At 52.9% G+C, this 14,086-nt stretch carries 12 protein-coding genes; 3 read left to right on the plus strand and 9 right to left on the minus strand.

Features of this window, described 5'->3' with window-relative positions:
• Positions 1-13 precede the first annotated feature (13 nt).
• The 8 genes from fabY to typA form a co-directional block, all read right to left on the minus strand.
• On the minus strand, positions 14-955 hold the full coding sequence (gene fabY, locus AC236I_RS24790) for a fatty acid biosynthesis protein FabY (protein ID WP_004869293.1): 942 nt from the start codon (positions 953-955) through the stop codon (positions 14-16).
• 44 nt (positions 956-999) lie between these two features.
• The gene (dtd, locus tag AC236I_RS24795) at positions 1,000-1,437 is read right to left on the minus strand and encodes a D-aminoacyl-tRNA deacylase (protein WP_004869291.1); all 438 of its coding nucleotides are present in this window, start codon (positions 1,435-1,437) and stop codon (positions 1,000-1,002) included.
• A gap of 2 nt (positions 1,438-1,439) precedes the next feature.
• Positions 1,440-2,294: a virulence factor BrkB family protein gene (locus AC236I_RS24800; RefSeq protein WP_004869289.1), complete on the minus strand. Its 855-nt coding sequence runs from the start codon at positions 2,292-2,294 to the stop codon at positions 1,440-1,442.
• A 2-nt stretch (positions 2,295-2,296) separates the two neighbouring features.
• Positions 2,297-2,887, minus strand: a complete 591-nt coding sequence (gene yihX, locus AC236I_RS24805; protein WP_004869287.1) for a glucose-1-phosphatase — start codon at positions 2,885-2,887, stop codon at positions 2,297-2,299.
• A gap of 166 nt (positions 2,888-3,053) precedes the next feature.
• Positions 3,054-4,322, minus strand: coding sequence for an MFS transporter (locus AC236I_RS24810; protein WP_004869285.1), 1,269 nt, complete (start codon positions 4,320-4,322; stop codon positions 3,054-3,056).
• Between the two features lie 104 nt (positions 4,323-4,426).
• Entirely contained in the window at positions 4,427-5,407 is a 981-nt protein-coding gene (locus tag AC236I_RS24815) for a sugar phosphate isomerase/epimerase family protein (RefSeq protein WP_487608838.1), read from the minus strand.
• Positions 5,408-5,414: 7 nt separating this feature from the next.
• Positions 5,415-6,125, minus strand: coding sequence for a GntR family transcriptional regulator (locus tag AC236I_RS24820; RefSeq protein ID WP_004869280.1), 711 nt, complete (start codon positions 6,123-6,125; stop codon positions 5,415-5,417).
• Positions 6,126-6,335: 210 nt separating this feature from the next.
• Positions 6,336-8,159: a ribosome-dependent GTPase TypA gene (gene typA / locus AC236I_RS24825; protein ID WP_004869279.1), complete on the minus strand. Its 1,824-nt coding sequence runs from the start codon at positions 8,157-8,159 to the stop codon at positions 6,336-6,338.
• Between the two features lie 378 nt (positions 8,160-8,537).
• On the opposite strand from typA, the gene glnA reads away from it, so the two are divergent.
• The 3 genes from glnA to glnG all read left to right on the plus strand — a co-directional run bounded on the left by glnA (position 8,538) and on the right by glnG (position 12,602).
• Positions 8,538-9,947, plus strand: coding sequence for a glutamate--ammonia ligase (gene glnA / locus AC236I_RS24830; RefSeq protein WP_004127100.1), 1,410 nt, complete (start codon positions 8,538-8,540; stop codon positions 9,945-9,947).
• A gap of 187 nt (positions 9,948-10,134) precedes the next feature.
• Entirely contained in the window at positions 10,135-11,184 is a 1,050-nt protein-coding gene (gene glnL / locus AC236I_RS24835) for a nitrogen regulation protein NR(II) (RefSeq protein WP_004869278.1), read from the plus strand.
• Between the two features lie 8 nt (positions 11,185-11,192).
• A complete protein-coding gene (glnG, locus tag AC236I_RS24840; RefSeq protein WP_004869277.1) occupies positions 11,193-12,602 on the plus strand; it encodes a nitrogen regulation protein NR(I) in 1,410 nt (469 codons plus the stop codon).
• An 83-nt stretch (positions 12,603-12,685) separates the two neighbouring features.
• Here glnG and hemN read toward each other — a convergent pair whose 3' ends face one another.
• Positions 12,686-14,059, minus strand: a complete 1,374-nt coding sequence (gene hemN / locus AC236I_RS24845) for an oxygen-independent coproporphyrinogen III oxidase (RefSeq protein ID WP_015585451.1) — start codon at positions 14,057-14,059, stop codon at positions 12,686-12,688.
• Between the last annotated feature and the right edge of the window lie 27 nt (positions 14,060-14,086).

Here is a 14,086-nt window from a genome sequence, read left to right on the forward strand (position 1 = left end):
ACTGCGACGGGAATTACTCTTCTTCGTTCCCGCCCTCTTCATACGAACCAAACGGCTTCGCGGGCAGAACGATGTAAATACCTTCAAAAATGGCGCCCAGACTCTCACCGCCAAACAACTCAACCTGCAGCTGCACGCGGGCTTTACGTCCGCGCGCCAGGCGGTCGAGATCGCCGCTGAGCGACCCCAGATCGGCCACTGCGCTCGGGCGGCCGCTGATCGGCTGGCTGTAACGGATATGGGCATCGGCGAGAATAATCGTGCCGCCCAAATGCCGCTCGCGCAGCATCAGCCAGATCAGCCCCCAGCCGGTCAACGTCGCCAGGGAAAACAGACTTCCGGCAAACAGCGTATGGTGCGGATTCTGGTTTCCGGCTTCGGGCATGGTGGTGATGAAATTTTTGCCGGTGTACTGCTGAATGCGCACGCCCATTTTTTCGCTGAGCGGAATGTGCTGATACCAGGCCTGCTGCAGCTGCCCGCACCAGTCGCCGCGATGCAGAATATCGTCCAGCGAGGCGATCGGTTTAATCATCAGGAAGTGGCGGATAGGTGTGGTGGTTGGCGTGGTAATCTCGCCCTGGTTAACAAAACCGAGCTTGGCAAAGAAATCCATCGCGTCTTCGCGAGCGCTACAGGTCACGCGCTTAACGCCTTCCTGACGAGCGACGGACTCCAGCGTCATCGCCATCAGCGTCCCCAACCCTTTATCCTGCACCGACGGGTGTACGGCCATAAAACGAATAGAGGCTTCGTTCTCCGCGTTTATATATAGCCGCCCGACGGCAACCAGGTTGCCTTCTTCATCCACTACCATCTGGTGATGCGCCATCGCATCCCAGGCGTCACGCTCCGATCCTTTGGGCTGATGAAGCGGCTTGCGCAACATCTCCCAACGGAACTGATAGTAGCTCTCGAGTTCGTCTTCTGTTTGCGGTACACGAAGGTGATACATAGCTGTACTCTCTTTTGTTACCCGCAGCCGGCCCGGAAGCTGGCTCATACCTGTAACCAAAAGGTCACAGGACCATCATTTACCAGTGATACCTGCATATCCGCAGCGAATCTCCCGGTTTGTGTGTTCATCTCCTGCTGGCGACAGCGCGCGACAAAATAGTCATACAGCGCTTCTGCTCTGTCAGGAGCGGCCCCTTTGGAAAAACCCGGGCGCATGCCCCGTTCGGTATCCGCTGCCAGCGTGAACTGTGAGACGACCAGCACGCTGCCGCCGGACTGCTGCACATTCAGGTTCATTTTTCCTTCGGCGTCGCTGAAGATACGATAGCCAAGCACGCGTTCGCACAGGCGATTCGCTTTTTGCTCATCATCGTCTTTCTCGACGCCCAACAACACCAGAAGCCCCGGGCCGATTTCACCCGTCACTTCGCCCTCCACGGTTACGCTTGCACGGGATACGCGCTGAATTAATGCAATCATAGTTATTCTGTTTCTTCTTTTTTAAGTTTGCGGTATTCCTCGAGAGTGACAGTAATTTCTGCCCCAAGCAAGACGATACACCACGTCCAGTACACCCAGACAAACAAAATAGGCACCACGGCTATGACGCCGTAAATCAGCTGATACGACGGAAACGCCGTGATATATAAGGCAAATGCTTTTTTACCCGCCTCAAATAACAGCGCCGCCACCAGCGCTCCAATAATCGCATCGCGATTGCGTACCTGGGTCGTCGGTACAATGCTATAAAGCAGCCAAAACGCCGTCCACGATAAAATCAGCGGGAAGAGACGCAGCACATCATCAATCACGCTGTTCAGTTCGCTTGCCCAGCGCAACGACAGCAGATAAGAGCTGATGGCCAGGCTCGCCCCCGCCAGCAGCGGCCCCAGCGTCAGAATCATCCAGTAAACGGCAAACGAGTAAATTTTGGACCGGGTGCGGGTGCTGCGCCAGATGGTGTTCAGCGCGCTATCAATAGAATACATCAGCAGCAGTGACGTCACGATCAGCCCGAAGGCGCCGACGGCCGTCATCCGGCTGGAGTTCGCAACAAACTGTTCGATGTATCCCTGGATGACATCCCCGGTCGCCGGGATGAAGTTAGCGAAGATAAAATGGCGAATCTGCCCGCTGACCTCAGAGAACATCGGAAATGCCGAGAACAGCGCAAAGACAACGGCGATCAGCGGCACCAGAGAGAGTAACGACACGTAGGCGAGATTCCCCGCCAGCGTCGTCATATGGTCTTCATCAATGCGCCGCCACAGCAGTTTTATCCAGGCCATCAGGGGCCGGACGCGATGCTTTGCTTTTTGATGAACGGTTTTGAGCATAGTTATTTCGCAAAGTAGGCGGGAATGGTCTCCTTTCCGGTCACCAGAATACTGGTGATCCCCAACTGGTTAGCCCCCGCTATATTATCGGCGTTATCGTCAAAAAAGACCGTATCTTCAGCAGAAAAACCTTCAGACTGCAGAACACTTTGATAGATCCGCGCCTCGGGCTTACGCATTCCCATCTCCTGGGAAAGATAGATATGGTCGGCGGCGGCCCGCACCTGCGGATATTCATCCGGCCAGAAGGTGGTATGCAGGCGGTTGGTATTCGACAGGACAACCACGCGGTGTCCCTGCTCACGCAGTTTTTGCATAATCGCGGTCACTTCCGGGCGCAGAGAGACAAAAACGGCCTGCCAGCCGTGGGAAAACTGCTCATAGCTCAGCGGCATATTCATTTCATGGCACATCGCTTCGGCAAAGGCCTCATCGCTAATTTCGCCGCGTTCATGCTGATGGAACGCCTCGCCCATAGTGAAATGCTGCTTGAGCGTCGCGAGTGGGATGCGGCTCAAATCGCTCCATGTCCCGAGTACCCGATTGAAGTCGATGTCGACAATCACATTACCTAAATCAAAGATATAGAGCATTTTTGTCTCCTTGCGCGCCATGAAAGATTAACTGTAGCGGGAAAGGCGGTATTTGACTATGTATGGTTTTTAAACCGAGGTACAGAACGATTTATGCCCGCCGGATAAAGCAAAGCCGCAGAAATCTGCGGCTTTGAGCGAACGAGGTGAGGGCAGATAACCGGCTCTAGGCCTCCGCGGTCTCTAAGACTCGTTTTCTTTGGTTAATACGCTTCACCAGCAATACTGAGGCGACGGCGCCGCAGAACGCAAAGCAGGCCATGATACCAAAGACAATTTTATACCCCAGAATGCCCGGGTTAAGATCCAGAATATAGCCGTAGAGGCTGAAACAGAACATGGCAGGGGCATAGCCGATAAAGCTACCGAGCGCCATGGCGGCACCGGTCTGGCTTTCCGCAATCTTTGCCTCGCCGATGGGGGCAAAGAAGACCGCACGCTGAGTAAAGACGATTGCCCCAAAGCCCAATGTGCAGGCCATTCCCAGATAAACCGGCATACTTTCATGCGGCAGCAGAATTAAGACCACCAGCGCAGCCGTACTGATACAAAAGGTGTAGAACAAATATTTACTCGGGGATTTCAGTATCTTATCCGAAATAATCCCGCCAACGGGGCCCCCGATCATCTTCAGGCAATACTGGTTAATAATGCCGTAAGCCCCCACCAGCGCGACAGGCAGCATATAAATATTTTTCAGGAACGGAATAAAGAATGTTAACCCGCAATAGACGGCATAGACAAAAAAGACGTTGAACGCAATCAGCCATATTGTCTTATCTTTCAGTACGGAGGACATACTGGTGTTTTTCTTTTCTTCCTGTGGGCTATCAACGGCTGCCGTTTTCACCTCATCATCATCCTGGTTCAGCACGAAGAAGATAATGACCCCAACGCTAATAACGATAATAGAATAAAACCAGATCCCTGCTTTAAACCCTAACAGGCCGCTGCCAAACCAGGCAAAGACCGCCAGCGCAGAAAAAGCGACAATGGTATCGACAATACCCCGTCCGGTTTCAAAGAAACCAAACAACCGCCCCTGCTGCTCGCTATTCCCCAGACGACTAACCGACTTTAATAATACCGGCCAGTTCATCATATCGCAGGTGACACCAAATAGTGCCCAGACAAAGAGAATCCCCCAGTATCCCGGCATGGTTGTCAGATAGATACCTAACAGCCCGGTGGCAATAAGCGAAAGGGACATGGTATATTTGCGCGGTAGTTTATCGGCAAAATAGATTGAAAGAAAGAAACCAATTGTCGTAACAAACGAGTTCACAGACATCGCATTGCCAATTTGACCATTGGTCAAATGAAAATACTCCTGCATCGGTATATAGAAAGCATCCTTTAGCGAGGGCAGTTTATAAATCGTACCGCCACACAGTGTCAATAAGCTAAAGAGTGCCCATTTCTTTTTTGTGAGCATATAATTCCTTAATGATTTTACAATCATTTAGTTTTAAAAGGAAAAAGAACCCTGACCACGCCTGACGGGTGGCATATCAAAAAAATAAAAATCAGAGATTAAAATTAAGAGTTAATAATGCGACTGGCCTCACTTTTTATTTCCTGCAGCGTTGTTCTGACAAATGCCAACTGTTGAAGAGCATCCGCTTTTTCTTTCAATAACCGGGTTTCCAGCTGTGAGGCATCGGGTAACGGTGTTTCGCTCATTTCCCGCCACGGGATCCACGGGTTGTCGCCTTCATCGGCAAAGCGAAATGCCGGGGCATAGTAGTCCACCTCTTCTTCCAGGCCGTAGGCGACCACCTGGGGGTGCTCGTCGCCCAGGCAAATCAGTCTGGTGAGCAACGCCTTAAACGGCATATCTCCTTGGCCGGAGACGCAGGCCTGATGTCCGAGACCGTTATCCTGCGGCATAATTAACGCATCTTTTATATGAACCTGAGTAATAAACGGAGACATCGCCTCTAATGCATGCAGCGGGTGCTCGTTGGCATTAATCATGTTCGCAAAATCAAAAAGCAGAGAGAGCGAAGACATACCGCTTTGCTCTATTAATGCAGTCAGCTCGTGGCTTTTCAGATCCTCATGCTGCTCAAGAGTAAAAGTCAGCCCGCTATCCTGATAACGCGCCTTCAGATACTGGATATCAAGAGCGATTTTTGACAGAACCTCTTGTAAATGCCCCTCATAGCGAGGGTAAAATCTGACGGAGCTGGCGCCCGTTTTTAATGCGATATGCGTTGCATGGTCGATCGCGTGTTTATCTGAAGCGCTGGTTTCTATATGGACATCAAGCTGTAATCTCCGTGCCTTTTCTGAGAACGCGGCCAGTTCAGCATCACTCATTTTACCTAAGGAGCGCGTTTCACCATCGAGAACATGAATTTTCACCCCGCGCAGATTATTTTCATGGGCGATATCTAATAAATCGCCGGGTAATATACGCTCAAGCCGCATATTAAAATGATATGCATAGGCATGAAGATAAAGAGGAATATTATCGATACGGGCGAGGATTTTTTCTGCATCATATTGAGTTAGCATAACGTACCTACAAGTTAATAAAGAGGTCAACCGCCTCAAACCGCCAATATTCAATATCTATCTGAATGATATTGCCATCACTGTCAGCCCGGTGTTTTTCAATAAGAATGGCCGGCATACCTGAAGATCCGCCAATGAATTTACTGATATCGCCAGACATTCTGACCGGTTTAAACACCAGTTTTTTAGTTACGACGTCCTTTTGATACTCATTTTTCCAGACCGAGGAGAAGGATTGGTTTTCAAGCTGTTCAATAAATCCCGGAGCGACATTCGGGTTAATAAAGGTTTCGTGATAAAACACTTTATGCCCTTCCAGCGCCCCCCAACCGGTGATGAGGTACAGCTCATCAGATGCCGCTGTCGCAAGAAGCGGTCGCGCGGCCTCGGGGTAATTTGCCGTGCGGCTTTTTTCAATAAATCCCCAGGAGGGTTCCCGACCTTGTTCAAGCGCAGCGCGCTGAAAGCTGGCGGAGAGCTCCGGGCTATAGTTAAAACGAGGCTGGGTGACGAACCAGCCCTTCCGATCTTTACGGAAGATTCTCGATTCAGCCTCCAGGCTCAGGAGCGCCTGCCGCAGGGTCATACGCTTTATACCCAGCAGTTCGCCTAATTCTCGTTCGGAGGGGAGTTTACCGCCGGGCGCGGTGAGCCCTTCCCTCAGCCAGTGATCTAATTTTTCTTTCGCATTTTCGACGGTAGACAGATTTGTTGTCATTGTTTAACCCAATTGGTTTAAACCAGTTCCTGAATCTTACTCCGACGTGCAAAAAAAAAACAATATCTCCGTTATTCTTTGGGGATAAATGTGACCGGCCTCTCTTCGGAAAGCGCGTAACTATCTGCTGACTGGCGGGCGGCTATCGCGCCAGGGCAAAAAAAAACCCCGCCATCAAGGCGGGGTTCTGATATCGACAAGAAGCGGAAATTAATCTTCTTTCGCACCGCGCATTGCGCGTTTACGGTCGTTCTCGGTCAGATGACGTTTACGGATACGGACGGAAGTTGGAGTCACTTCTACCAGTTCGTCGTCATCGATGAACTCCAGAGCCTGCTCCAGGGTCATCTTAACTGGCGGAACCAGAACCGTTGCTTCGTCGGTACCGGAAGCACGCATGTTGGTCAGTTTCTTACCGGTCAGGCAGTTTACAGTCAGGTCGTTAGAACGACTGTGAATACCGATGATCTGGCCTTCGTAAACTTCAGCACCGTGACCCAGGAACAGCTTACCGCGGTCCTGCAGGCTGAACAGTGCAAACGCAACCGCTTTACCCTGACCGTTGGAGATCAGTACGCCGTTCTGACGCTGACCTACATCGCCCGCACGAACGTCGTCGTAGTGGCTGAAGGTGGAGTACAGCAGACCGGTACCGGAGGTCATGGTCATGAACTCAGAACGGAAGCCAATCAGGCCACGGCTTGGGATCACGTAGTCGAGACGTACGCGGCCTTTGCCATCTGGATTCATGTTTTTCAGGTCGCCTTTACGCTCACCCAGAGCCTGCATGACAGAACCCTGATGCTGCTCTTCAACGTCCAGCGTTACGTTCTCGAACGGCTCTTGTTTACGGCCGTCGATTTCGCGGAAGATAACTTTCGGACGGGAAACCGCCATTTCGAAACCTTCACGACGCATGTTTTCGATCAGAACTGACAGGTGCAGTTCACCACGACCGGAAACGCGGAATGCATCAGCATCCGGAGTTTCTTCAACGCGCAGCGCCACGTTATGCACCAGCTCTTTGTTCAGACGGTCAAGAATCTGACGAGAGGTAACGTACTTACCTTCTTTACCACAGAACGGAGAGGTGTTAACGCAGAAGAACATGGATACGGTTGGCTCATCGACTGACAGCGCCGGCAGCGCTTCAACATTCTGCGGATCGCAGATGGTGTCAGAGATGTTCAGTTCGCCCAGACCGGTGATCGCGATGATATCGCCCGCTTCAGCAATATCGCTGTCGATACGCTCCAGACCCAGGTGGGTCAGAACTTTACCCACTTTACCGTTACGGGTTTTGCCTTCGCTATCAACGATAGTGACCTGCTGGTTTGGCTTCACTTTACCGCGTTTGATGCGGCCGATGCCAATGACGCCAACGTAGTTGTTGTAATCCAGCTGGGAGATTTGCATCTGCAGCGGACCGTCAAGGTCAACGTTCGGTGCCGGAACACGATCGACGATGGTCTGATACAGCGGAGTCATATCTTCAGCCATATCTTCGTGATCCAGACCCGCAATACCGTTCAGCGCAGAAGCGTAAACGATCGGGAAGTCCAGCTGTTCGTCGGTCGCGTCGAGGTTAACGAACAGGTCGAATACCTGATCGACAACCCAGTCAGGACGCGCGCCAGGACGGTCAACTTTGTTGATGACAACAATGGGCTTCAGGCCATGAGCAAATGCCTTCTTGGTTACGAAGCGCGTCTGCGGCATTGGGCCATCCATTGCGTCAACAACCAGCAGAACGGAATCAACCATGGACATTACACGCTCAACTTCACCACCGAAGTCGGCGTGCCCAGGGGTATCAACGATGTTGATACGGTAGTCATTCCATTTAATGGCGGTGTTTTTCGCGAGGATGGTAATCCCGCGCTCTTTCTCCAAATCGTTGGAGTCCATCACTCGCTCTTGAGTTTCGGCACGCGCGTCGAACGTACCGGATTGCTGCAGCAGCTTATCAACCAGGGTAGTTTTACCATGGTCAACGTGCGCGATGATGGCGATATTACGCAAATTTTCGATCACAACTTTGCCTCAGGCATTAGAAATAGCGCGTTATTGTACACGGATTAATCGCAGTACAAAACAGGATCACAAACATCCTCCACAAACAAGTATTGCAGAGTTTCTTTGTGATCGCTTTCACGGAGCGTTAAAAGGGTTATTCAAGGTCAATTGCACCAAATTAGTGCCCAATGTTCACACAATTGCACTATATTGGTGCAATGCATTCATAATGGTGCAGCCCTTTTGCACGATGGAGTGCATGATAACGCCTTTTGGGGGCAATTTAAAAGTTGGCACAGATTTCGCTTTATCTTTTTTAAGGCAACAACGCCACATTAAGCAGTTAAAAAGTTTTCGTTACCACGACGACAATGACCAATCCGGGAGAGTTTAAGTATGTCCGCTGAACACGTTTTGACGATGCTGAACGAGCACGAAGTGAAGTTTGTCGATCTGCGCTTCACCGATACCAAAGGTAAAGAACAGCACGTCACAATTCCTTCTCATCAGGTAAATGCCGAATTCTTCGAAGAAGGCAAAATGTTTGATGGCTCCTCGATTGGTGGCTGGAAAGGTATTAACGAATCTGACATGGTTCTGATGCCGGATGCGACCACTGCGCTGATCGACCCGTTCTATGAAGAACCGACGCTGATCATCCGCTGTGATATCCTGGAACCAGGCACGCTGCAGGGCTACGACCGTGACCCGCGCTCCATCGCCAAACGCGCGGAAGAATACCTGCGCTCTACCGGTCTGGCGGACACCGTTCTGTTCGGGCCAGAACCAGAGTTCTTCCTGTTCGACGATATCCGTTTCGGTGCCTCTATTTCTGGCTCCCACGTTGCTATCGACGACATCGAAGGCGCATGGAACTCCTCCACCAAATACGAAGGTGGTAACAAAGGCCACCGCCCAGGCGTGAAAGGCGGTTACTTCCCGGTTCCGCCGGTTGACTCCTCTCAGGACATCCGTTCTACCATGTGTATGATCATGGAAGAGATGGGCCTGGTTGTTGAAGCTCACCACCACGAAGTGGCTACCGCGGGTCAGAACGAAATCGCGACCCGTTTCAACACCATGACCAAAAAAGCGGACGAAATTCAGATCTACAAATACGTTGTGCACAACGTTGCGCACCGTTTCGGTAAAACCGCGACCTTCATGCCGAAGCCGATGTTCGGTGATAACGGTTCCGGTATGCACTGCCACATGTCTCTGTCCAAGAACGGCGTTAACCTGTTCTCTGGCGACAAATATGCAGGCCTGTCTGAACAAGCGCTGTACTACATCGGCGGCGTTATCAAGCACGCTAAAGCGATCAACGCCCTGGCAAACCCGACCACCAACTCGTACAAGCGTCTGGTCCCGGGTTACGAAGCACCGGTCATGCTGGCTTACTCTGCCCGTAACCGTTCCGCTTCCATCCGTATCCCGGTAGTCACCTCGCCGAAAGCACGCCGTATCGAAGTGCGCTTCCCGGACCCGGCGGCTAACCCGTACCTGTGCTTCGCAGCACTGCTGATGGCAGGCCTTGACGGTATCAAGAACAAAATCCATCCGGGCGAAGCGATGGACAAAAACCTGTACGACCTGCCGCCGGAAGAAGCGAAAGAGATCCCACAGGTTGCAGGCTCTCTGGAAGAAGCACTGAACGCGCTGGACGCTGACCGTGAGTTCCTGACCGCTGGCGGCGTGTTCACCAACGACGCTATCGATGCTTACATCGCCCTGCGTATTGAAGAAAACGACCGCGTACGTATGACTCCGCACCCGGTTGAATTCGAACTGTACTACAGCGTCTGATTTTGCTGTAAATCCCCGGTATTCCGTGTTGTGGCGTGGGGTACCGTGGATATTTTGTTGCCGTGGAAACTTTCAGCCCATCTCAGGATGGGCTTTTTTCTCCACCAACACTCTGATCTCATGCGCTTTTTACCTATAAAAAGCTATACTGCACTAAAATAGTGCACTCTTTTCAGGAGACTGTCAGATGGCAACAGGCACTCAGCCCGATGCTGGGCAGATCCTTAACTCTTTAATCAACAGTATCTTACTGGTCGATGACGACCTGGCGGTGCATTACGCGAACCCGGCCGCGCAGCAGCTGCTGGCGCAAAGTTCACGTAAGCTCTTTGGCACGCCGCTTCCGGAACTGTTGAGCTACTTTTCACTGAATATCGGCCTGATGCAGGAAAGCCTGCTGGCGGGCCAGGGCTTTACCGACAACGAAGTGACGCTGGTTATCGATGGCCGCTCGCATATCCTGTCTCTGACGGCACAGCGCCTGCCTGAAGGCTATATCCTGCTGGAGATGGCTCCGATGGATAACCAGCGACGCCTGAGCCAGGAGCAACTGCAGCACGCCCAGCAAATCGCGGCGCGGGATTTGGTTCGCGGGCTGGCCCATGAGATCAAGAACCCTTTAGGCGGCCTGAGAGGCGCTGCGCAATTGCTGAGTAAAGCGCTGCCTGACCCGGCATTGATGGAATACACCAACGTTATTATTGAACAGGCCGATCGCTTAAGAAATCTGGTCGACCGCCTGCTGGGGCCGCAGCATCCAGGGATGCACGTGACCGAAAGCATCCATAAGGTCGCCGAACGGGTTGTGAAGCTGGTCTCGATGGAACTGCCGGATAACGTCAAACTGGTCCGCGATTACGATCCGAGCCTGCCGGAACTTCCTCATGACCCGGACCAGATCGAACAGGTTCTGCTGAATGTCGTACGCAACGCGCTGCAGGCGCTGGGGCCAGAAGGTGGCGAGATCATCCTACGTACCCGAACCGCCTTTCAGCTGACGCTGCACGGCGTACGTTACCGCCTCACCGCGCGTATTGACGTTGAGGACAACGGCCCGGGAATTCCGTCCCACTTACAGGATACGCTGTTCTATCCCATGGTTAGCGGTCGCGAAGGCGGTACCGGTCTGGGGCTCTCCATTGCCCGCAGTCTTATCGATCAGCACTCCGGCAAAATTGAATTTACCAGTTGGCCAGGACATACCGAATTCTCGGTGTACCTGCCTATTCGGAAGTAGAGGTGTTTATGCAACGAGGGATAGCCTGGATCGTTGATGACGATAGCTCCATCCGTTGGGTGCTTGAACGCGCGCTCACCGGAGCAGGCTTAAGTTGTACAACGTTTGAAAGCGGCAACGAGGTGCTTGAGGCACTCACCACCAAAACCCCGGATGTACTGTTATCTGATATCCGGATGCCGGGAATGGATGGGTTGGCGTTACTGAAACAAATTAAACAGCGTCACCCAATGCTTCCGGTCATCATAATGACCGCGCATTCGGATCTGGACGCCGCGGTCAGCGCCTATCAGCAAGGTGCCTTTGACTATCTGCCCAAACCTTTTGATATTGATGAAGCGGTCGCTCTGGTCGATCGCGCTATCAGCCACTATCAGGAGCAGCAGCAGCCGCGCAATATCACGATAACCAGCCCGACGGCCGATATCATCGGCGAAGCGCCGGCGATGCAGGACGTCTTTCGCATCATCGGGCGCCTGTCGCGTTCATCAATCAGCGTATTGATCAACGGTGAATCCGGTACCGGTAAAGAGCTGGTTGCGCACGCCCTGCACCGTCATAGCCCGCGGGCAAAAGCGCCGTTTATCGCACTGAATATGGCTGCTATCCCAAAAGACCTGATCGAATCTGAGCTTTTCGGTCACGAAAAAGGGGCATTTACCGGCGCCAATACCGTGCGTCAGGGACGTTTTGAGCAGGCTGACGGCGGGACTTTGTTCCTCGATGAGATCGGCGATATGCCGCTCGATGTGCAGACGCGCCTGCTGCGCGTTCTGGCCGATGGCCAGTTCTATCGCGTTGGCGGCTATGCGCCGGTGAAGGTAGACGTGCGAATTATTGCGGCAACCCACCAGAACCTTGAGCAGCGTGTGCAGGAAGGAAAGTTCCGTGAGGACCTGTTCCACCGCCTGAACGTGATTCGCGTTCATCTCCCGCCGCTGCGCGAGCGCCGGGAAGATATTCCCCGCCTGGCGCGGCACTTCCTGCAAATTGCCGCCCGCGAACTGGGGGTCGAAGCCAAGCAGCTGCATCCGGAGACGGAAACCGCGCTCACCCGTTTAGCCTGGCCTGGTAACGTCCGCCAGCTGGAGAACACCTGCCGCTGGCTGACGGTGATGGCAGCAGGCCAGGAGGTTCTGACGCAGGATCTTCCCAGCGAACTGTTTGAAACCGCAATTCCCGATAGCCCGACGCATATGCAGCCGGACAGCTGGGCAACGTTACTGGGGCAGTGGGCCGACCGCGCTCTGCGTTCCGGTCATCAAAACCTGCTTTCTGAAGCGCAGCCGGAGATGGAGCGGACGCTGCTGACTACTGCCCTGCGTCATACGCAAGGGCATAAGCAGGAAGCCGCGCGACTGCTAGGATGGGGACGTAATACGCTAACGCGCAAGCTGAAAGAGTTAGGAATGGAGTAAATGTCATGCCCGGTGGCACTATGCTTACCGGGCCTACAGAATCCGTCGGCCGGGCAAACGAAGTGCCGCCCGGCATTGCAGAGTTAAATGACGCGGGAGAACTGCTGCATCCGCGCTTTCTGACGCAGATAGGCATCAAAGCACATGCAGATGTTGCGAATCAGCAGACGGCCTTTCGCCGTCACCTGAATGCTCTTGTCATCCACATCCACCAGCCCATCTTTTGCCAGCGGTGCCAGCAGCGCCAGATCGTCGGCAAAATAACGCTGGAAATCCAGTTCCCACCGCGTTTCTACCGCAGAGAAATCGAGATAGAACTGGCAAATCAGCGCCTTAATAACATCACGACGAATACAGTCATCGCGGGTCAGCGCGATGCCGCGCCAGAGCGCATCTCCGGTTTCATCCACCTGTTGATAGTAAAGCTTCAGTTCTTTCTGGTTCTGCGCGTAGCAGTCGCCAATCATGCTGATCGCCGACACCCCCATCCCCAGCAGGTCGGTATCGCCCTGGGTGGTATAACCCTGGAAATTGCGGTGCAGGACGCCGTCACGCTGAGCAATGGCCAGCTCGTCATCCGGACGGGCAAAGTGATCCATACCGATAAACTGATAGCCGGCGTCGGTGAGGGAGGCAATGGTCTCCTGCAGGATATCGAGCTTCTGTTCCGCCGAAGGCAGGTCGGCCTCTTTGATTTTACGCTGAGCGGCAAAGAGCGTCGGCAGATGCGCATAGTTGAATACGCTCAGACGATCGGGGTTGAGCTCGGCCACTTTTTGCAGCGTAAAGGCAAAACTCTCCGGCGTTTGTTTCGGCAGGCCGTAAATCAGATCGATATTCGTCGAGGTAAAACCAATCTCACGCGCGTGGTTGAGCAGGGCAAAGATAAACGCCTCATCCTGCTCGCGGTTAACCAGCCGCTGAACCTCTTTATTGAAGTCCTGCACGCCCATGCTCAGCCGGTTGAAGCCTTCCGATCGGAGATGATCCAGGACATCCAGTTCAATTTCGCGCGGATCGACTTCAATCGAGATCTCTGCATCGGCGTTAAAATTGAAATGGCTGCGCAGCAACTGCATTAAGCGGCTGATTTGCGCTTTATTCAGGTAGGTGGGGGTACCGCCGCCCCAGTGCAGCTGGTTCACCTGACGCCCGGCAAAGAGCGGCGCGCGATGAATAATTTCCTGCTCCAGCACATCCAGATACTGGTCGGCTTTATGCTGCTGGCGAGTCACAATCTTGTTGCAGCCGCAGAAATAGCAGAGCTTGTGACAAAACGGAATATGCACATACAGCGATAGCGGACGCTGCGGGTAGCGAGCTACCGCCTCGTCAAATTCTGCCGCACCAAACTCAGGTGAAAACTCCAGTGCGGTGGGGTATGAGGTATAACGCGGCCCCGAATAGTTATATTTCTGGATCAGGGCCAGATCCCAGTCGATTAACTGCACAGACATGCTCACTCCTTCCGATGGTGCCGTCGG

This window comes from Klebsiella sp. Sb-30, assembly GCF_057652795.1.

Bases quoted from the DNA above. Each gene is read 5' to 3' on its own strand.
- glnL (WP_004869278.1), top strand. From the start codon at position 10,135: ATGGCAACAGGCACTCAGCCCGATGCTGGGCAGATCCTTAACTCTTTA.
- glnG (WP_004869277.1), top strand. From the start codon at position 11,193: ATGCAACGAGGGATAGCCTGGATCGTTGATGACGATAGCTCCATCCGT.
- glnA (WP_004127100.1), top strand. From the start codon at position 8,538: ATGTCCGCTGAACACGTTTTGACGATGCTGAACGAGCACGAAGTGAAG.
- AC236I_RS24810 (WP_004869285.1), bottom strand. From the start codon at position 4,322: ATGCTCACAAAAAAGAAATGGGCACTCTTTAGCTTATTGACACTGTGT.
- fabY (WP_004869293.1), bottom strand. From the start codon at position 955: ATGTATCACCTTCGTGTACCGCAAACAGAAGACGAACTCGAGAGCTAC.
- AC236I_RS24815 (WP_487608838.1), bottom strand. From the start codon at position 5,407: ATGCTAACTCAATATGATGCAGAAAAAATCCTCGCCCGTATCGATAAT.
- yihX (WP_004869287.1), bottom strand. From the start codon at position 2,887: ATGCTCTATATCTTTGATTTAGGTAATGTGATTGTCGACATCGACTTC.
- dtd (WP_004869291.1), bottom strand. From the start codon at position 1,437: ATGATTGCATTAATTCAGCGCGTATCCCGTGCAAGCGTAACCGTGGAG.
- hemN (WP_015585451.1), bottom strand. From the start codon at position 14,059: ATGTCTGTGCAGTTAATCGACTGGGATCTGGCCCTGATCCAGAAATAT.
- AC236I_RS24820 (WP_004869280.1), bottom strand. From the start codon at position 6,125: ATGACAACAAATCTGTCTACCGTCGAAAATGCGAAAGAAAAATTAGAT.
- AC236I_RS24800 (WP_004869289.1), bottom strand. From the start codon at position 2,294: ATGCTCAAAACCGTTCATCAAAAAGCAAAGCATCGCGTCCGGCCCCTG.